This is a genomic window from Bifidobacterium sp. A11 (assembly GCF_000499185.1).
GTDB classification, from domain to species: Bacteria; Actinomycetota; Actinomycetes; order Actinomycetales; family Bifidobacteriaceae; genus Bombiscardovia; species Bombiscardovia mizhiensis.
On record NZ_AWUO01000001.1, the window covers coordinates 168,167 to 186,175 of the forward strand.

Annotated in this window: 17 protein-coding genes and 1 tRNA gene; 13 read left to right on the forward strand and 5 right to left on the reverse strand. The window is 55.3% G+C overall.

Annotated elements, in window-relative coordinates; translation table 11 throughout:
• The first annotated feature begins 68 nt into the window (after window positions 1-68).
• The 11 genes from P273_RS0100705 to P273_RS0100755 all read left to right on the forward strand — a co-directional run bounded on the left by P273_RS0100705 (window position 69) and on the right by P273_RS0100755 (window position 11,296).
• The gene (locus tag P273_RS0100705; RefSeq protein WP_081709196.1) at window positions 69-1,061 is read left to right on the forward strand and encodes a YwiC-like family protein; all 993 of its coding nucleotides are present in this window, start codon (window positions 69-71) and stop codon (window positions 1,059-1,061) included.
• Window positions 1,058-1,633: a DNA-deoxyinosine glycosylase gene (locus tag P273_RS0100710; RefSeq protein WP_024626605.1), complete on the forward strand. Its 576-nt coding sequence runs from the start codon at window positions 1,058-1,060 to the stop codon at window positions 1,631-1,633. The genes P273_RS0100705 and P273_RS0100710 overlap by 4 nt, the downstream gene beginning before the upstream one ends.
• A 104-nt stretch (window positions 1,634-1,737) precedes the next feature.
• The gene (locus tag P273_RS10220) at window positions 1,738-2,157 is read left to right on the forward strand and encodes an ASCH domain-containing protein (protein WP_155804661.1); all 420 of its coding nucleotides are present in this window, start codon (window positions 1,738-1,740) and stop codon (window positions 2,155-2,157) included.
• Between the two features lie 44 nt (window positions 2,158-2,201).
• Window positions 2,202-2,277, forward strand: a tRNA-His gene (locus tag P273_RS0100715).
• Window positions 2,278-2,708: 431 nt separating this feature from the next.
• Entirely contained in the window at window positions 2,709-3,554 is an 846-nt protein-coding gene (locus tag P273_RS09920) for a hypothetical protein (RefSeq protein ID WP_155804662.1), read from the forward strand.
• A gap of 895 nt (window positions 3,555-4,449) precedes the next feature.
• On the forward strand, window positions 4,450-5,376 hold the full coding sequence (locus P273_RS09925) for a hypothetical protein (protein WP_155804663.1): 927 nt from the start codon (window positions 4,450-4,452) through the stop codon (window positions 5,374-5,376).
• A gap of 556 nt (window positions 5,377-5,932) precedes the next feature.
• A complete protein-coding gene (locus P273_RS0100735) occupies window positions 5,933-7,123 on the forward strand; it encodes an NAD(P) transhydrogenase subunit alpha (RefSeq protein WP_024626609.1) in 1,191 nt (396 codons plus the stop codon).
• Entirely contained in the window at window positions 7,120-7,488 is a 369-nt protein-coding gene (locus P273_RS0100740) for an NAD(P) transhydrogenase subunit alpha (protein WP_024626610.1), read from the forward strand. Before P273_RS0100735 ends, P273_RS0100740 begins: the two co-directional genes overlap by 4 nt.
• Window positions 7,485-8,894 carry an NAD(P)(+) transhydrogenase (Re/Si-specific) subunit beta gene (locus P273_RS0100745; protein WP_024626611.1) on the forward strand — a complete coding sequence of 470 codons (1,410 nt, stop codon included), beginning with the start codon at window positions 7,485-7,487 and terminating at the stop codon, window positions 8,892-8,894. The genes P273_RS0100740 and P273_RS0100745 overlap by 4 nt, the downstream gene beginning before the upstream one ends.
• Before the next feature lie 81 nt (window positions 8,895-8,975).
• Entirely contained in the window at window positions 8,976-10,001 is a 1,026-nt protein-coding gene (locus tag P273_RS0100750; RefSeq protein WP_024626612.1) for a low specificity L-threonine aldolase, read from the forward strand.
• A gap of 245 nt (window positions 10,002-10,246) precedes the next feature.
• The gene (locus tag P273_RS0100755; protein WP_024626613.1) at window positions 10,247-11,296 is read left to right on the forward strand and encodes an NAD(P)-dependent alcohol dehydrogenase; all 1,050 of its coding nucleotides are present in this window, start codon (window positions 10,247-10,249) and stop codon (window positions 11,294-11,296) included.
• Between the two features lie 175 nt (window positions 11,297-11,471).
• On the opposite strand, the gene P273_RS0100760 is transcribed toward P273_RS0100755, so the two are convergent.
• Entirely contained in the window at window positions 11,472-12,377 is a 906-nt protein-coding gene (locus tag P273_RS0100760) for a HAMP domain-containing sensor histidine kinase (protein WP_216476347.1), read from the reverse strand.
• Window positions 12,378-12,427: 50 nt separating this feature from the next.
• The gene (locus P273_RS0100765) at window positions 12,428-13,120 is read right to left on the reverse strand and encodes a response regulator transcription factor (protein ID WP_024626615.1); all 693 of its coding nucleotides are present in this window, start codon (window positions 13,118-13,120) and stop codon (window positions 12,428-12,430) included.
• 157 nt (window positions 13,121-13,277) lie between these two features.
• Here P273_RS0100765 and P273_RS0100770 point away from each other — a divergent pair, with 157 nt between their 5' ends.
• Together P273_RS0100770 and P273_RS0100775 are read left to right on the forward strand one after the other, a co-directional pair.
• On the forward strand, window positions 13,278-14,210 hold the full coding sequence (locus tag P273_RS0100770; protein ID WP_024626616.1) for an ABC transporter ATP-binding protein: 933 nt from the start codon (window positions 13,278-13,280) through the stop codon (window positions 14,208-14,210).
• Window positions 14,207-14,983: an ABC transporter permease gene (locus P273_RS0100775; protein WP_024626617.1), complete on the forward strand. Its 777-nt coding sequence runs from the start codon at window positions 14,207-14,209 to the stop codon at window positions 14,981-14,983. Before P273_RS0100770 ends, P273_RS0100775 begins: the two co-directional genes overlap by 4 nt.
• Here P273_RS0100775 and P273_RS0100780 read toward each other — a convergent pair.
• The 3 genes from P273_RS0100780 to P273_RS0100790 all read right to left on the reverse strand — a co-directional run bounded on the left by P273_RS0100780 (window position 14,980) and on the right by P273_RS0100790 (window position 18,007).
• Window positions 14,980-16,152, reverse strand: a complete 1,173-nt coding sequence (locus P273_RS0100780; protein WP_024626618.1) for a glycosyltransferase — start codon at window positions 16,150-16,152, stop codon at window positions 14,980-14,982. The genes P273_RS0100775 and P273_RS0100780 overlap by 4 nt on opposite strands.
• Window positions 16,153-16,228: 76 nt before the next feature.
• Window positions 16,229-17,092, reverse strand: coding sequence for a MetQ/NlpA family ABC transporter substrate-binding protein (locus P273_RS0100785; protein ID WP_024626619.1), 864 nt, complete (start codon window positions 17,090-17,092; stop codon window positions 16,229-16,231).
• Window positions 17,093-17,125: 33 nt separating this feature from the next.
• Window positions 17,126-18,007, reverse strand: a complete 882-nt coding sequence (locus P273_RS0100790) for a MetQ/NlpA family ABC transporter substrate-binding protein (RefSeq protein ID WP_024626620.1) — start codon at window positions 18,005-18,007, stop codon at window positions 17,126-17,128.
• Window positions 18,008-18,009 lie beyond the last annotated feature (2 nt).

Genomic DNA, 18,009 nt, shown 5'->3' on the forward strand with positions numbered 1-18,009 from the left:
CATGATATTGACCGAATCGGCGTTACGGAAGAGGCCGTGACAGCCGCACCGGGGCGTAGGCTGTGAGTATGCTTACAGACGCAGACAGAGGCAAGGCCGCCGGGTCAAAGGGCAGCAGACCAAGCCCTCAAGCCCGCAAATCAGCAAAATCGACCGGAGCAGGGTCCAAGGGGCGTCAGTGGCGGCGGCTATGGATACCCGACCAGATAGGCGGCTGGTCCATGGCCTTGATGCCGGGACTGGCCGGTCTGCTGATTGGAGGCCCGACCTGGAGGAGCCTGCTGCTCATGGTCGCCTGGGCTTTCTGCTATTGCTTTGAGTTCACTGGCTCGCGATGGATGGTCTCGCACCGAGCTGCCAGATTCGCGCCACCGGCTTTGGGATACGCCCTGCTCACGGCCGTTACCGGACTGATTCTATTGGTCGGCACCCCTGGGCTCCTGCGATGGGCACCGCTCTACTTGGTGCTGGGCGTGCTGAACTTTGCCGCCGCCTGGATGCGCACGGAACGCTCCTGGTGGAACGATACAGTAGCCGTGATTGCGGCCTGCACGCTTTGCCTGATCGCCGTCTCACTAGGGTCACGATTCCAAAAGCCTGAACCAGGACTGGAAGGTGCCAACTCTGGCTACTTCGGATGCCAACCGAATCCTGCTGTGGACTGCTTCGCCAATGGATTCCTGCCAAGCGCCGCCCTGCCATCGATTGGAGTGGTCAGTGCAGTTGTCTTCGCAGTGACCCAGTTCGGTTCGGTCATCTTCGTCAAGACCATGATTCGCGAGCGCGGCAAGACCTGGTGCTACCTGCTTTCGCTGGCTTGGAACCTGGCCCTCTGCCTGATTGGGGTCGCCATGGTACGCACAGCAGGATGGTGGCCTTTGTTGTCCGCCGTGGTTCTGCTGGTGCGTGCGGCCTTGTTGCCTGCAATCGCCCGTCGGCGCCGCATTCCCATTCTGTATGTGGGCCTGGTCGAATGCGCAACCAGCCTGCTGGTCTTCATTCTGGTGATCGCCCAAGCTGGCGTGATGACTACGGCTCTGACTGGCCTGCTCGGCGCATGACTGCAGGTTTGGCCACACCTGTCACCCACGTCACCCATGGGTTCGGGCCTGTTTGGGATGAACAGTCCCGTGTACTGATCCTTGGATCCATACCCAGCCCGAGTTCGCGCGAGGCTGGCTTCTACTACATGTTTCCGCGCAACCGCTTCTGGCCTGTGCTGGCCGCACTCTTCGACCAGTGTGTTCCAGAGCCTGATCCAGCTGTCCGCACCGAGTTCGCGCTCAAACACCGCATCGCCCTCTGGGATGTCATCCAAGAATGCGACATCCACGGTGCCTCCGATGCTTCAATCATCAATGTCGTGCCAACCGACATCACCGGTTTGCTGGACCGTGCGCCTATCGACACCATATTCACTACAGGACGCAAGGCAGGCCAGCTTTACCGTCGGTACTGCCTGCCAAGCCTGCAGGAGAAGGGGTATCGACCAACGATGATCAATCTGCCATCCACCAGCCCCGCCAATGCCGCTCAGAGCCTGACCGATCTAATCAAGGCCTACCAGCCCATAAGAAAAGCACTCGACGAAGAAGAGCATCATATACAAGACACTCACATCGAATGTGGCTAATAGACAAATACCAGCAGTCAAAGCCCAAGATGTTAAGAACCTTCCCAAGAAAGAATTCGCCTTCCCTGGCACAGAACGCGATAGGCTGGTAACCGCAATTCTAGATGGACAAAAAATGCTACGGCCTGGCTGCGGCAAAGTTCATCCACGATCATGAGCCACTCCCCAGCTCCGATCGGCTAACACTTCTGGCAAACTCAGATGACCAGCCAGTTGCCGTCCTTAGATATGCCTCAGTGGAGGTGACCCAACCAGGTTTGGTCACGTGCCAGCATCCCCTGAATGAAGGAGAGGGCCATAAAAGGCGGATGAATTGGCACGAGGCTCATAAGTCCTTCTGGACGTCAAAGAGCGTACTACAAGTGCTGAATGGTCCGGATTTCAAGTCGATAACCGAACCTCGGTTGTGCTGGAGAGTTTTATGTAGAAGCGATGGTCATGAACTGAAAGCCCAAAGACAGAGCACAACCTTTGCAATATGGGTCACGCTTCACCGGCGTGCCATGTCATGCCATCGTGTATAGTTTCATCTGTTGCATTGATCCGCCATGCGGGTCGATTCACCATGGTGGCTATAGCTCAGTTGGTAGAGCACCTGATTGTGGTTCAGGAGGTCGCGCGTTCGAGCCGCGTTAGCCACCCCACCTTTAAATCCCTACTCCCGAATGGGAAACAATGGTTTTATAACATGTGACCAAACTACATCCATAGTCGATTTTGTGTGCCGTTTGTATGCCTAAGTGAGCAAAAAGCTAGCGACTCGCCCTGTACCTGGGCTCTATCTCACGCATAGCCCTCTCGGCTGCTTCATACCGGATTGAAGTGAGCCGCTCACTCCCTTGCAGGCTTAAGCCTTAGATCTTCTTTTCCTGGCCAAAGTATTTGTACGAAAGGATAAAGAGGAGCAGTTACCGAGTAATTGAAAGATACTATCGGACATTATATATACCAATATGATAGTTTTTCAACCGTCTTTATCTGACAGTTAGGCACACCTCCCGTCCTAATTAAGAGGAGGAATTTCATGACAGCTTCGAAACGCAAATAGGCAATACACTCGGTATAAAGGAAATCAATGAATGGAGACGATATGACACTAAAGCCAAGCAACAAAAAGATAAAAACAATAATAGCATATGCTATATCTTTAATATTGGCAATCATTGTTACATGCATTTTGAAACCGCTGGATCACTTCCGGCCTCGGGGTTATAGTACGTTGACTAGTAACTCCTGGAAAGTCTTCATATGGTGCTTGTATGTAATAGTTTTATGGGCTTACCTCTCCCTTCCAATCCCTTTAATTGTTACTGTCGCACGTTCATCAAAAGGAAGCAGCCGAGACCAGCAAAAAAAGATACGAGAAGAACAAAAAAAGATAAAAAAAGAAAATAAAGAAAAATATGAACAATCATACGGCATAAAACTTTCGAAGAATATTGTAATTACTTTAATATCATTGCTGTACTGCCTTTACCCACTTCTATTGTTTACTCATCATTTAGATTTTTCACACACCGTTGTTTTCACAGCGATGACACTAATTGAAGTAACAGTTGTCCTTTATGCGGGATTTGATATGGTTCACAGCAATAATTTACGTTGGTATTTGAGAACTGCACCATACTGCATAACTGGCTTGGCTTATATCATGTGCTATTGGTTAGCAGTAATAAATCATCATGAAGGCACTTTTTTTAAAGATGATCCACTCACCACTGCAGTTCTGTCCTTCATTACTATTACTTACTTCGTCCAAGTATTCAACGAAAGATTCTGCAAAGAACAGGACGCAAAGTCCAAAGACGAAAAAACTGTCCTTGCTTCAGGAGATCAAAGCGAGGACGTAACAAATAGTAGTGACCCAGCCGATGATGACAGGACTGACCCGTCTATGGCAGATGGAACTGACAATGAGTGATCCCAGTGCATAAAGCAAAGTCTTGGATTTTGTTGTCCTTATGAATTTCATATTAAGTAACCGTAAATTGTGGACTAAATAGATCATATAAAGGCAAAGCTTCCACATTCAACATGTACAAAACGTACCTTGCTTTCTACAGATTTATGGCTACCTCGGTTCTAGCCTAACCTTATATAATGGGTGTAGGCTATTAACTGACATAGAGAATTTTCTAGTATTTAATGCGCCTGTTATATCGCGAAACACAACAATAGGCATTAGATTCGTAATATCTGTATTCTCAACTTTTTGCAATAATATCAATAATGGCATCTATCGCCTCGATTGCTGACAGCATTGAATCCTCGTTGCTCCATCAAAGCAAAAGAGCTGTCCTAGCCTTACTGATTCTAGCGAATTTCACGCCATTCCTGATATCACCACAAGCATGGTTATAAAACTTCCAGAAGAATTATTGTACGTAACGCAGTACATCATTTCCCCAATACTGTCAACGAACAAAACTACAATCCTTCCAACTTAATCTCACAGAAAAAATGATGAGGCCACAAACTTGTAGCCGACAGGAATGATCGAAAAAAAAATAAACTTGATGAATCGACGACTCACGAGCCCCTCTAGTACTGGACATAATAAAACTAACTCCATGCAATCACCTCCCTACCTCTCAGCTCACAATGATTGTTGATTGTTCTTCGACGAACCGTAAATACTCGTAAGTGATTCGGCCGCGAAAGTCCCTGCACCACGATGATGCCTGTCTTGTGCCAATCAATGCCACTTCTACAGAGAAAAGACACATAAACTATGCAACAGTGATCTTTTTTTCATCAGGCTGCCAGAAGACCTACAGCGTGAAAAGAAAAAAGAAAGTCAAACCTTGGAGGGTTAGTTGAGAAGCAATCAAAATGAACATGCGAACAGAAAAAGAGTTAGTCATGGTGATTCTCAGATACGCAACAGCCAACGGAACTGGGGCGGAGACAAACATGAACAGCTGCAAGAGAAAAAGAATATTGAAGTGCCGAAAAGTACTTCCTCTTCAAACAACAACAGTCAGAAAAGTTCTGATCAGTCAGCAGCGAGAAACATAAACCATGTATCGGAATTAGCAGCAAATGCACCCAAGCCAAAGCCTGCAGCAGAGCAAACAGGCGAGAAGGAAGGCAGGGACTCATCCAGCAAGGACGCTGGTCATGGCAGACCTGAAGCACAAAATAAGCAGGAACAGGCCGGTCACGCAGACAGAGAGCATGATGGTCCCTCTCATGACGACAAGCCGAGCCAACCCAATAAGACTGCCGCAAAGGATGCGCCTGTATCTGCCGAGAAGCCATCTCAGCCAACTAAAGAAAGCCAACCTGCCAAACCACCCAAGGCAAAGAACCATGAATCCTTCTATCTAGGCCTGGCCTCAGCAGTCCTAGTCGCAGCTTTGGGGCTCAGCCTGAGCACCATGCCGATCTTCTTCTCCCTGCCTCTCGCCGCAGTCTTATTCGGAATCGGCATTTGGCTCCTCTCCTATGCCAGCTTCAAGTCTCCCGGCAAGCCGGAGGGAGAGGGAACGGAGACGGACAGGCATACCAGGACGGTAGTCGTGGCGACGGTCCTTCTGGTGCTGCAGACCTTCATCATGGATGTCTTCATCTTCACCCGAATGGGAACAGTCGGCAAACACCAGAACGCCATCGTGATCACCTGGATCATCGCCAGCATGATCGAGACCCTGGCTGCCTTCGCCCTCATCTGCCATCACAATCCCCTGCAGTCCAAGCCCAAGGATTCCGTGGCAAACGACAAGCACGAGGGAAAGGAATAAGGCACCACAGCGCACATAAATCAGAAGCGACGCACAAGTCCAGAAAGGCGGACTGACCGTCAATGTGAGACCGCCACAGCAGACGAACAAATCAGGCAGCCTAGTTGTTCTGTTCGCCAAGGTCTCGTGCTCACTGAGGTTTTGCGTCTCAGGGTGCCGCGTATCATTCTTGAAGACGCGCGGCACCCTAGCATGATCAACCCACATACAGTAGCTGGTCATAGCTGGAAACTGTCGAATGGACAGGGCTGCGATGCCATGCGCTATGCCGACCGGCTCCCCAAAAATTCGGTAACAAACCGTGAGTCCATTCCTCGGACGTTACAACTCTTCAGACGTTGCATAGGTCGCGCGGGTGCAGCTATGCGGGCACAGCTTCATACTCCTTCTATTTTTCGTCCACATTCGGAAAATACCTTGAGCTTGGTCCCTTCTCGACAGATACTTATAAAGCGCAAGCACATACAGGCTGCATTAACCTCCCAACAGCAAGGTGCAGCAACTAGAATCAATGGTGAAATTGCTCACACACAGTTGTGCTTGAAAAAGGAAAGACATGAGTGGACCAGAACAATCCCACATAACCTTCGGGGTCCTCAAAGAAGCTGACGATCATGAGTCCCGTGTGGCCCTAACCCCTGACATCGTGACCCGGCTGACCAGGCAAGGCGTTACCTGTCTATTGGAGTCCGGAGCAGGAGCTCGAGCCGGCTTCCGTGATGAGGACTACCAACAGAAGGGGGCCACAGTCACCGACAGGGATAGCGTCCTATCCAAATCAGGAGTCCTGGGTTTTGTCAACAGACCGGATAGCTCATTGCTGAAGCAGATTCCGGCCGGAACATGGATCATCGGCATGCTGGGGTCTTTGAGCGACACTGACTACATCACATCCTTGGAGGCCGCCGGGCTTACCGGAATCGCTATGGAGCGCCTCCCCCGACAGCTCAGCTCGGCCCAGTCCATGGATGAGATGACCTCACAAAACTCGGTCATGGGATACAAGGCGGCCCTGGTGGCTGCCGATGCCTATGGATCCTTCTTCCCTATGATGACCACTGCAGCAGGAACCATCCGACCAGCCAAGGTTCTGGTCCTGGGCGCGGGGATTGCAGGCTTGCAGGCCATCGGGACCGCAAAACGTCTGGGAGCCGTAGTCACCGCCTATGATGTCAGACCCGCTTCCAGGCAGGAGGTGGAATCCCTAGGAGCCAAGTTTCTCGACCTGGGATTGGACTTCTCCAAGGGACAGGGCCAGGGCGGCTACGCGCGGCAACTGACCGATCAGGAGCAGGCCCAGCAGCAGGCCGCGGTGGATGCCAAAGCGGCAGGCTTCGATGTGGTCATCACCACGGCCAAGGTTCCTGGTGGAAAGCCTCCTCGCCTCCTGAGCGCCAAGGGTGTGGCCAACCTGCATCCGGGAGCTGTGATCGTGGATTGCGCCGCCAGCGACCTGGGTGGCAATGTCGAGGGATCACAGGTGGGAACCAGGACCACCGACAAGGGAGTCATCATGATCGGGGCACCATACCTGGCCAGCGGTGTAGCCACGACGGCCTCCAACCTCCTGTCCAGAAACGTAGCGGACGTATTGATGCACTTCCTTCGTGATGGCGCGCTCAGCATCAAAGCAGACGACGAGATCGATCAAGCACTGGTTGTATTTAATGCAACCGAATCCGGCACACATGGAAGCACTGATGCCCCAGATGCCGAAGAGACCGAAGAGAAAGGTCAAGAGCAATGAATTCTGTGGTCATAGCAATTACGCTCTTCATTCTGGCGCTGCTGATCGGCGTGGAGGTGATTGGCAAGGTTCCGGCCACGCTTCACACGCCGCTCATGTCGGGCGCCAACTCCATTCATGGCATTGTGATCGTCGGAGTAGTCATCATCGCGGCAGAGGCTCACTCCCCGCTCTCCTACATACTTATTTTCCTGGCTGCCGTCCTTGGCGCCATGAATGTGGTGGGCGGCTACGTGGTGACCGATAGGATGCTGGAGATGTTCAAGTCCTCCAAACCCGACAAGGGAAAGGATAAAGCCGGCCAGGACGAACAGGCTTCGTCCGCCACGACCGAGAGCACTAAGAACGAGGGAGTCGACAAGTGAACACCCTCGACATCATCACCTGGTTCGTCTACCTCCTTTCCTCAGTCATGTTCGTCATGGGCCTGCACTACATGAATTCCCCCAAGACGGCCCGTACAGGCAATCGAATTTCGGCAGCAGGCATGGTCATCGCCGTGGCCATGGCCTTCATCCACCTGGTCGCCACCGGTTTCACCTCATCCCTGGCCATCGTTCTGCTCGTGCTTGGCATCCTGATCGGATCCGCAGCAGGGGTCTACTCGGCCAAGAAGGTCAAAATGACGGACATGCCTCAGCTGGTTTCCGTCTTCAACACGGTCGGCGGCGGCGCTGCAGCCCTGGTCGCCCTAAACGACATATTGACTTCAGAGGGCACACCGACTCTGGTGGTGCTGATCACCGCCGGCCTGGGCGTGGTCATCGGTTCCATCACCTTCACCGGCTCCCTGATAGCTGCCGGCAAGCTCCAGGGCATCAGCCTGATCAAAAACCTGAAGCTGCCAGCAAAGGCTGTCTGGAATGTGCTTTTCGCCCTGTTGACGGTCCTCTGCCTAGTCATGCTCTGCCTGAATCCTGTCAATCGGACCCTGTGGGCCATCCTCACAGCCATCTTCGCCCTGGGCTATGGACTGGTCTTCGTCATCCCCATTGGCGGCGCCGACATGCCCGTGGTCATCTCCGTCTTGAACGCCTGCACCGGCACAGCTGTGGCCATGAACGGCCTAGCCATCGACAACGTGGCTCTGATCGTGGCAGGCGCTTTGGTTGGTGCAGCAGGTGCCACTCTGTCCGTCCTGATGGCCCAGGCCATGAACAGGCCGCTCCTGAGCGTCCTAGCCGGAGGGTTCGGCGGTTCCTCTGTCAGCGCCAGCCAGGATCAAGGTGCCCAAGGGACCATGAAGGAGACCACACCCGACGATGTGGCAGTCCAGCTGGTCTATGCCGACAAGGTCATCTTCGTTCCCGGCTTCGGTCTAGCACAGGCCCAGGCACAACGTGAACTGGCCGATCTGGGCGAGCTGCTCAAGGGCCGAGGCGTGGAGGTCTCCTATGCCATCCATCCTGTGGCCGGCCGTATGCCTGGACACATGAACGTCCTCTTGGCCGAGGCCAACGTCCCCTATGAGGAATTGATCGACCTTGATGACATCAACCCCCAGTTCCCCTCAGCCAACGTCGCCTTGGTAGTGGGCGCCAATGACGTGACCAACCCGGCCGCACGCCGACCAGGGACCGCAGTCTCCGGCATGCCCATCCTGGACGTCGACAAGGCCCAGCACGTTGTCGTCCTCAAGAGAGGCAGAGGCAAGGGGTACGCCGGCATCGAAAATGAGCTCTACTTCAACCCGAACACACAGATGCTCTTCAACGACGCCAAGGTCAGCCTCCAGGCAATCATTGCCTCCGTCAAGGAGCTCATAGCCTGAGCATATGCTGTAGTCAGAACCATGGCTCCGGATCGGCTTGGCTGGTCCGGAGCCAATTATCATCGAACCGGAAGGACCCACATGCTGTCATTCGTCAACGACTATTCCGAGGGAGCCCACCCCGCAGTCTTGCAGCGGCTGATCGATACCAACATGGAGCACCTTCCCGGTTACGGCAAGGATCGGTACTGCCTCTCCGCCGCTCAGAAGATCGCCCAGGCCTGCGACTGCCCCAAAGCCCAGGTCTATTTCCTGGCCGGCGGGACCCAGACCAACCAGGTCGTCACCTCCTGCCTGCTGAAGTCCTACCAGGGAGTAGTCGCCGCAGATACCGGCCATGTCAACGTCCATGAGGCCGGCGCCATTGAAGCCGTAGGCCATAAGGTCCTGACCATTCCCGGCGAACAGGGCAAGATTCGCGCCGAGGACCTTAAGGCTTTCCTGGAAGGCTTCTACGCCGACGAAAACCATGAGCAGATGGTCTTCCCCGGCATGGTCTACATCTCCCATCCCACCGAGTATGGAACCCTCTACACCCGTCAGGAGCTGGAAGACCTCTCGCAGATCTGTCAGGAACACAAGATTCCGCTCTACCTGGACGGAGCCAGGCTGGGGTACGGACTGGTGGCCCCCGGAACCGACGTTGATCTGACGGACATAGCCCGTCTCTGCGATGTCTTCTACATCGGCGGAACCAAGGTGGGCGCACTCTGCGGCGAGGCGGTAGTCTTCCCCAAGGGTAATGCTCCCGAGCATTTCAGCACCATGATCAAAAGAAGGGGAGCCCTTCTGGCCAAGGGAAGGCTCCTAGGGGTACAGTTCGATGTCCTCTTTACCGATGACCTCTACCTGCGCATCAGCCGCAACGCCATCCAGACAGCAACGACGGTCAAGAAGGCCCTGCGAGAGAAGGGGTATCAGATTGTCATGGACTCCCCCACCAATCAGACCTTCGTCCGCCTGGACAATGAGCGCATGGAGGAGCTTTCCAAGCAGGTCGCCTTCGACTTCTGGGAACGCAGCGATGCCACCCACACCGTGATCCGACTGGCCACGTCCTGGGCGACGACAGTCGAGGACACCCAGGCTCTGATCAATTTGCTGTAAAAGCCGCTCACACCGATCCAAGGCAAGACCCGCATCCTGTGTGTACCCCTCCCTCTGCCAGTCAGCTTTGAGGGAGGGGCATTTGTATACATATGGCTTTCATCCCACACTGTTGGACATATCACACACTTCCGAGGTGAGTGCAAAGCTGTCGTTCAGTAAGATTTTTATTGCAACGATGCTGATGCACACATCCCCGCCCTAAGGATAGGGGGCGGAAATGCTTCAACGATGAAAGGAAGCTTATGAAAGCCGTTGTTTTCGAACAATTCAACACCTTCCCCACTCTCAAGGAAGTGCCGGAGCCGACCCCTGGAAGCGGCGAAGTTCTGCTCAAGGTGGCTGGGGCAGGTTGCTGCCATTCCGACGTCTCCGTCTTCCAGGACTACACCCCAGAAACCGGGAGCCACACCAAGCCTCCATTCATTCTGGGGCACGAGACCACTGGTTGGGTCGAAGAGGTAGGACCCGATGTCACAGGCTTCAAGAAGGGTGATGCCTACATCGTCTATGGGCCCACCGGATGCGGTCACTGCCCTCACTGCGTGGCCGGCCAGGAGAACTACTGCTCCAGCGCCGCGACCAATAAGTCACTGGCCCTGGGTTTGGGTCGCGACGGCGGCATGGCCGAATACATGACTGTCCCTGCCCGCAACCTGGTACCCCTGGGCGATGCGGATCCAATCGGTGCAGCACCCCTGGCTGACGCTGCCCTGACTCCCTACCACGCCATCCGGGCTGCCATGCCCCACCTGAACGGCGGCGGAAAGTACGCTCTGGTCATTGGCCTGGGCGGACTGGGCCAGATCGCCATTCAGATTCTGCACGCTCTGACCGGCGCTACCGTGATTGCCACCGATACCAAGCCGGAGGCTCTGGCCAAGGCTGAGGCCAAGGGTGCCATTCCCGTTATGAGCGACGAGCACCAGGTGGAGAACATCAGGAAGATCACCCATGGCGAGGGCGTGGATGCTGCCTTCGATTTCGTGGGTGTAGCCCCGACCATTGCTGCCGCACAGGCTTCAGGCGGCCCGGGATCCCGGGTGACCGTGGTCGGCATCGCCGGCGGCAAGGCGGAATACGACTGGTACTCCAAGCCCTGGGAGCAGGAGCTGCTTGGCGTTTACTGGGGCTCCATCCCTGAGCTCTACGATGTGGCCAACATGTATCGCAACGGCCAGATCGAGACCGAGATCGAAACCTATTCGCTGGACAACGCTCTGGACGCCTACCACAAGCTGGTCGACAACAAGCTCTCGGCCAGGGCTGTTGTAGTTCCCCACACCAAGGCTTGATTTTCCCTCGAATGTAGACGGAGAAGCGGCTTATCCGTTGACCGGATTTAAGCACAATCAGATTCATGTACTGACACCGTTCTTCGCCTACACGCGCTGATGGCCGGTCATGGTCTCGTCATGAAGACCGTGACCGGCCACAGCATCTCACCGAGTTCCCCCAAGCCTGCGTTATTTACAGTGCGTTCGATTGCGGAGCATCGCTCATTAGCAAGTGGGCCAAGAAAATACCCCTGCTGGATTCCAAGCTCATGGAACCGCCCAGCGAATCCACCAGGGAGTCGACAATACTGAGACCCAGACCTGTGCTTCTGATCTTGGTCCGTGATTGATCATCGGTCTGGAACCGTTCCATGAGCCTGTCCACATCGACGGCTCCGCCCTTGGTTTTGTTGCCGAAGTCCAGATGAATCCGCCCGTCTTCACCCTTGTGCAGGTCCACCCAGGCTGATTCCTCCGCATACTTGAGCCAGTTGCCGATCAGGTTCTGAATTATTCGACTCATCATGGTCTGGTCCGTCGTAATTTCCACACCAGTTTGGATTCTGGGCTCCACCGTGACTGACCGCGCAGTCAAAGAATCGAAAGCGTTGAAGAGCTCCTGTTGAACCAGTTCCGATAGGTTCACCCTGGTCAGATCCAGGCTCACGCTCTTCTCCTGTATCAGATTGAAATCCATCAGGTAATGAAGATAATGATCCACCGACTGCAGGTTGTTGAGGATCTTGCCCAATTGCTTCTGATCAGCCGATCCCTCCTTGAGCAGCTGGGCGTATCCCCTGGCCACGGTCAAAGGGGTCTTGATGTCATGGGTTAGGTTGGTCAGCATCTGCCGGACTTGCTTGTTCTGCTCAGCCTGGGTGATCTGCAGTCGTCTGGTCTTGTTCAGAACGGCGTTGATCCTATCTGCCAGAGTGCGGATGAGCCCGATATTGGACCCTGTGGTTACCAAGGCATTGGTGTCGGCATGGTTGATGAAATCCAGATCATCACTGATCCGCTTGAGGTCGGCAGTCAGCATTATCAGGCCAATCGCCAAGGCGAGGGCGACAAGACCCAGAACAAGTGCAACCACCTTCACGGATTCACCTCCGACGACCCCTTATTCATCGTTCTTCCTTCCATCCGAATTCAAACCAAGCGAACGCCGATGCCCCAGACCGACACGATGTAGCGCTGACTGCCGGCATACCTGTTCAAACTGGTCCGCAAGGTGCTCAGATGCACATTGAGAGTATTCTCAGCATTGATGTATGGCTGGTTCCAAACCTGCCTATAGAGGTCCTCCTTCTCGAAGACCCGATGCGGATGGTCCATCAGAAGCTCAAGAATGGCGAATTCCTTGCGGGCCAGATCGACCCGGTGCCCATCAACGCTGACCGTGTGCTCCATCCGGTCCAGCTCGATCCCCTGGAAACAAATCTTGGCATCGGATTTACCTGCTGCATCCGCGCCCGCTTTCAGCGCTCCGGATTGGCGCAGCTGAACTTGGACGCGAGCGCGGAGCTCGTCAATGTCAAATGGCTTGGTCACATAATCATTGGCGCCCTGCTCCAGGAGGCTGACGGTCCTGGTCTTGTCCTGGATGGCCGTGAGGATGATGACCGGCACCGATGACATACGCCGAATGGCCTTGAGTACGCTGTCCCCGGTGACTACGGGGAGCATCAGATCCAGAAGAATCAGGTCGGGTTCCTCCTGCTGGAAGCGAGCCAAGGCCTGGGCACCCGTCGTCGCCTGGATGATTCGGTAGGTCCCTCCCAACACATCCTTGAGCAGGGACTGGATGTCCTCCTGATCCTCCACGACCAGAATCGTCGGCATACTTTCTTCCTTTCGCAGGTCACTCTCATGTTACTGAAGCCGCCTAACGATGCCGATCTCGCCCAATCGGATTTATGAAATTCTTAATGATTTCTTGGCCAAGCACTTAAGAAAGGCATTTTAGATTCTCTGATAGCGACACAAAGAAAGGAACTCCATGGACGATGCCATTCTGGATATCAGCCATGTCAGCAAACGGTTCGGCCGCTTCCAGGCACTGGACGATCTCAGCCTCTCCATAAACAAGGGCGAGATCTACGGGCTGATCGGCGAGAACGGCGCTGGCAAAACCACCCTGATGCGTCTGATCACCGGACTGTCCCCCATACAAAAGGGGAGCATAAGGCTGATGGGGCACACGATTGGCAAGAACAGCCGGATACTAAGCAGGATAGGCTCAATCATTGAGGCCCCGGCTGCCTTCAAAAAACTCACCGTCAGCCAGAACATGAAGCTGACAGCCATCCAGCACGGGCTGGCCGACGACAAGGTCATCGATCAGACCATCGACTTCGTCAGCCTGAGCGAGAAGGCCAAGACTCGGGCCGGTCACCTCTCTCTGGGCCAGCGTCAGCGCTTGGGTCTGGCCATGGCCATCCTCACCCGACCCGATTTCCTGATTCTGGACGAGCCCATCAATGGCTTGGACCCGGCAGGAATCATGGAATTCAGAACACTCCTGGACAGGCTCAACAAGGAGCGCCAGACGACCATTCTCATCTCCAGTCACATTCTGAGCGAACTCTACCTGGTCTCCTCCCGGTTCGGGTTCATCAGCCACGGTCGCCTGATCAAGGAGGTAGACAAGGATGAACTGGACCGGATCAATCAGAATGGACTGTTGATCGACGTGGACCAGAGCTCCAAGGCCGCCATGCTCCTGGATCGCCGAAAAATCGGCCCCTTCCAAGTCCTTGACGACCATCAGATTCTGATCAGGCAGGAGAACTTGGAGCCAGGCCCCATCAACAGACTTCTGGTTCAGGAAGGTATCCTGGTCAATCAGATCAGCCAGCAGAAGGGATCGCTGGAGGAATATTTCGCAGATCTGCTGAACAAGGACCCTCAAGAGCCTAGGAGACAACAATGATTAACCAGATCAGGGCCGACTTTTACAGGCAGCGACGCTCCATCGGCATGCTGATTCTGCTGATTGCCACTGTGGCACTCGGCATAGTGACCACATGGGGCAAGACGACCATAGGAATCACCACCGGGGGCGAAGAATACGCTCATAAACTGTTGGAAATCGAAGGCCAAAGCTGGACCATTAGGACAGGCCTGCAAGCAGGTGTCGCCTCCGCTTCGTCTCTAATCTACTTTTACATCGCGGTCTTCGTCATCGTCATTGGTGCGGAATACAGCCAGCACACTCTGAAGAACACGCTGACATCGGGCATCTCGCGCATACAGTTCATCCTCGGCAAGTACGCGACCATCCTGATCGACATCATCCTTTTGACCCTGTGCTATTTCATCACTATTCTGCTGACCGGACTGGCCCTGGGAAGGAAACCGGGGGCCGGCTGGGGCATTTTGTGCAAGGATGTGGCCGTCATGACCCTATCGGTCAGCTTCTGCATCTCCGTCATCATCAGCCTGGGCATTATCCTCCTGATTATTACCAAATCCCTGGTCATTCCAGCGGTGGTGATTGTGATATGGCCCATACTGATCGGCATCGTGGAGTTCACTGCGAAATGGAAATGGCTGAAATACTTCGACTTCGTCGGGTTCGGCGAACAGATTGTCTTGAACACTCTGACGGCCGATCAGGTCTGGATCTATGCCGGAGTATCCGTGGGCGTGGTCCTGGTGGCTATCTTCGGGTCGGCTCTGATCATATCCAAGCAGGAAATCTAAGCCAGGTTAGACTGCACCTGGTCCGGCTCTTGATCGCTGACGGCCTGCACAGCCATATGGGCAAAGGCCCTGACGGAGGTATTTAGAGAGTAGTGTTCCTTGGCATGTTCGGCATAGCGTCTAGACCAGACTGCTAGGACATCAGGATGGTCTATCCACCAATCGATTTGCTCAGCCAGGGATCGGGCCCTGCCGACCGGGAAGAGCGAGTGCTGCGTCAGGGCGAAGTGTCCTGCGGCGCTCAGATCAGACTGGGCGATGATCGGGACTGCGCCGCAGGCCATCCCCTCCAGGACGCTGACGGATTCCAGATCCGCGATAGACGGGTGAACCAGCAGGTCGGTCTGCCTGAGCAGATCAGGCATGGTCGCGTTCTGATGGAATCCAATCGAAACCTGCATGCCGGCCAGCTGCCGGGCGGCTTCCGTTCTCAGCCGGCGCTCCATAGGACCTGTACCTGCTATGGTCAAGCGGATCCTGTATCTGTTCCTGCACAAGGCCAGGGCACGGATCAGGGTCAGATGATCCTTTTCCCGAGCCAGCCTGCCAGAGGCCACGACCTGGATCAACCGGCCGGATCGCCGCCGCTCGTATCGGTCACCAGGGTTGAACCTGGGCTGGTATCCGTTGGATATGACGTGCAGACGGGCCTTGTACCCATGCGAGCGCAGCAGGTCGGCCGTCAGCTGAGTGGGAACGTGGATGTGCCCGACATGGTCGTAGAGCCAGAACCGAAAGAGCCGGTAGATGGCCGCATCCACCCCGGGCAGCCGGCGCAATGGGCCTGCGGAATAAGTGATGTTCTCAGGCTGAATATGAAACCCGGCGGTCACCGGTATGCCCATGGACCTGGCCTGTGACAGGGCGGCCCGGCCGAAGGCGAAGGGCTCATAAATATGGACCAGGTCAACACCGGTAAAAGCCCTTCGGAAAAGTTCCGGATCGGCACGAGCGAAGCTCATCTGCTGTTTGGCCGCCACACGAGAAACCAGAGGAATTCGATGCACTCGCGCCGGATACTCGGTCGAGCCCACCCCCACCAGGCGGACCCGGTGCCCCAGCGCTTCCAGACCCTGGGCGTATTGGATGGCGGAGTTGGAAGTCCCGTTGCCCCTGTTGCCAAAGGAGTCCAGAACAAGGGCCAGCGTCAGGCGACCACGATCCCTCATCAGCCTTCCCCCTGCTGTTCATCATTAGCAGCTTTGGGCCGGACCAAAAAGGGCGACGACCCGATTGCACCCACTATTAGTAGGAGAAGGCCGGGACGGCCGCCCCACGGTAGTAGCGGTTGATGGCATCAGCCACATATCGGCTGTGATAGGCGGAGACCAGGGCCTTGTATGCGGAGTCGTTTCTGTCGGCCTGCCTGGCCACGATGATGTTGACATAGGGGTGATTAGCTGGCGATTTCAGATCACCGGGCACCTGGTAGATGGCATCCTGGATTTTCATGCCGGCATCAAGGATGAAATTGGTGTTGGTGATGCCGGCCGCATAGTCGGGCAGGACCTTGACGATTCCCGGTGGATCGACCTGGTCCAGGACCAGCCCACGCGGATTGTCGACGATGTCCTCTGGAACCGGCGTGGTGGCCTTGGGGTCCCGCAGACCGATCAGCCCGGCGCTGGCAAGAACCTTCAGGGATCGACCCAGATCGATGGGATCACTGGGTATGGCCAGACGCTCGCCATAGCCAATCTGGTCAACGCTCCTGTACTTCTTTGAGTAGAGGTTGAGGGGTGAGATGTAGGTGTCGCCGATGGCTGCGAACCGGTACCCGTGCTGCTTGGACTCCTGCTCCAGAAAGGCGTAGTGCTGAAAGGCATTCAGGTCGATCTCCCCGTTGGACAGCGCCTGATTGGCGTAACGCCCGTATTGGAAGGAGCGGAGCTTGATTTTTATGCCGGCCCGGCGCTGGTCCAACTCGTGCTGAACGGCCTTCCAGATCTCTTCATCGGCATCGCCCACCAGGCCGATGCTGATCTCCCGCTGGCCGCGCTCGGGCTGGTTGACCTTGACATAGGCCACGCCCATCAGGACGGCGACCACCAGGATGACGACCGAGACAGCTGCCAGCTCTCGCTTGGCTCTGGTTCTTCTGGTGCTCATATCCGTCCTCCTTCATTGCTGGAACCTACCACATCAGGAAACCTTGAAGGCCGGCAGGCAGGCACCCTTGTAGACCCGAACGATGGTGTCGGCCACGGGCTTGGAATGATAGGCGCGTACCACTGCGGCGTAGGTGGGGTTGTCCCGCTGATCCTTGGTGGTGACGATGATGTTGATGTAAGGCTTGTTGGCCGGGTTTTGCAGATCGTAGGGAACCTCATGGATGGCATCGTGCACGCTGCGACCTGCATCGACCACGAAGTTGGCATTGGTGACCCCGCCCGCATAGTCGGGCAGCAGATTGAGGATGCCGGCCGGATCCACCTGCTCAATACTCAGATGCTTGGGGTTGTCCACCACATCCTCGGGCAGCGGGTTGGTGGCCTTGGGGTCGCGTAGACCGATGAGTTTGGCATCGGCCAGGACCTTCAGGGCACGGCCCATGTTGGTGGCGTTGTTGGGGATGGCCACCCGGTCGCCGTCCTGGAACTGTGATGGCTTGGCATAGCGCTGCGAGTAGAGGTTCATGGGCGAGATGTAAGTATTGCCAAGCACGGCCAGCTGGTAGTGGTTGGTTTTCACATCGTCCTCCAGGTAGGCGTAATGCTGGGCGGCGTTGAAGTCCACCTCGCGGTTGGACGTGGCCTGGTTGACGTAGATGGCGTCCTGGAAGGGCTTGAGCTCGATCCTGATGTGCTCACCCCGCCGATCCAGCTCTGCCTGGACGGCCTTCCAGATCTGATCGTCCGAACTGCCGATGACACCGACCTTGACCACCTTGACATCGGCACCCACCTGGTTCAGACGGACATCGGTACCGACCACCAGCGCCAGCAGGAGGACGATGACCAGGCTGAGCGCCGCCAGCTGGACCTTGGCTTTGTTTTTTTTGCCGACGCGACTACGACCGACCACGA

What these genes read in the sequence shown, in the direction of transcription:
- P273_RS0100705 (WP_081709196.1), top strand. Translation starts at nt 69, where the DNA reads ATGCTTACAGACGCAGACAGAGGCAAGGCCGCCGGGTCAAAGGGCAGC.
- P273_RS0100710 (WP_024626605.1), top strand. Translation starts at nt 1,058, where the DNA reads ATGACTGCAGGTTTGGCCACACCTGTCACCCACGTCACCCATGGGTTC.
- P273_RS10220 (WP_155804661.1), top strand. Translation starts at nt 1,738, where the DNA reads ATGGACAAAAAATGCTACGGCCTGGCTGCGGCAAAGTTCATCCACGAT.
- P273_RS09920 (WP_155804662.1), top strand. Translation starts at nt 2,709, where the DNA reads ATGAATGGAGACGATATGACACTAAAGCCAAGCAACAAAAAGATAAAA.
- P273_RS0100735 (WP_024626609.1), top strand. Translation starts at nt 5,933, where the DNA reads ATGAGTGGACCAGAACAATCCCACATAACCTTCGGGGTCCTCAAAGAA.
- P273_RS0100740 (WP_024626610.1), top strand. Translation starts at nt 7,120, where the DNA reads ATGAATTCTGTGGTCATAGCAATTACGCTCTTCATTCTGGCGCTGCTG.
- P273_RS0100750 (WP_024626612.1), top strand. Translation starts at nt 8,976, where the DNA reads ATGCTGTCATTCGTCAACGACTATTCCGAGGGAGCCCACCCCGCAGTC.
- P273_RS0100755 (WP_024626613.1), top strand. Translation starts at nt 10,247, where the DNA reads ATGAAAGCCGTTGTTTTCGAACAATTCAACACCTTCCCCACTCTCAAG.
- P273_RS0100765 (WP_024626615.1), bottom strand. Translation starts at nt 13,120, where the DNA reads ATGCCGACGATTCTGGTCGTGGAGGATCAGGAGGACATCCAGTCCCTG.
- P273_RS0100770 (WP_024626616.1), top strand. Translation starts at nt 13,278, where the DNA reads ATGGACGATGCCATTCTGGATATCAGCCATGTCAGCAAACGGTTCGGC.
- P273_RS0100775 (WP_024626617.1), top strand. Translation starts at nt 14,207, where the DNA reads ATGATTAACCAGATCAGGGCCGACTTTTACAGGCAGCGACGCTCCATC.
- P273_RS0100780 (WP_024626618.1), bottom strand. Translation starts at nt 16,152, where the DNA reads ATGAGGGATCGTGGTCGCCTGACGCTGGCCCTTGTTCTGGACTCCTTT.
- P273_RS0100785 (WP_024626619.1), bottom strand. Translation starts at nt 17,092, where the DNA reads ATGAGCACCAGAAGAACCAGAGCCAAGCGAGAGCTGGCAGCTGTCTCG.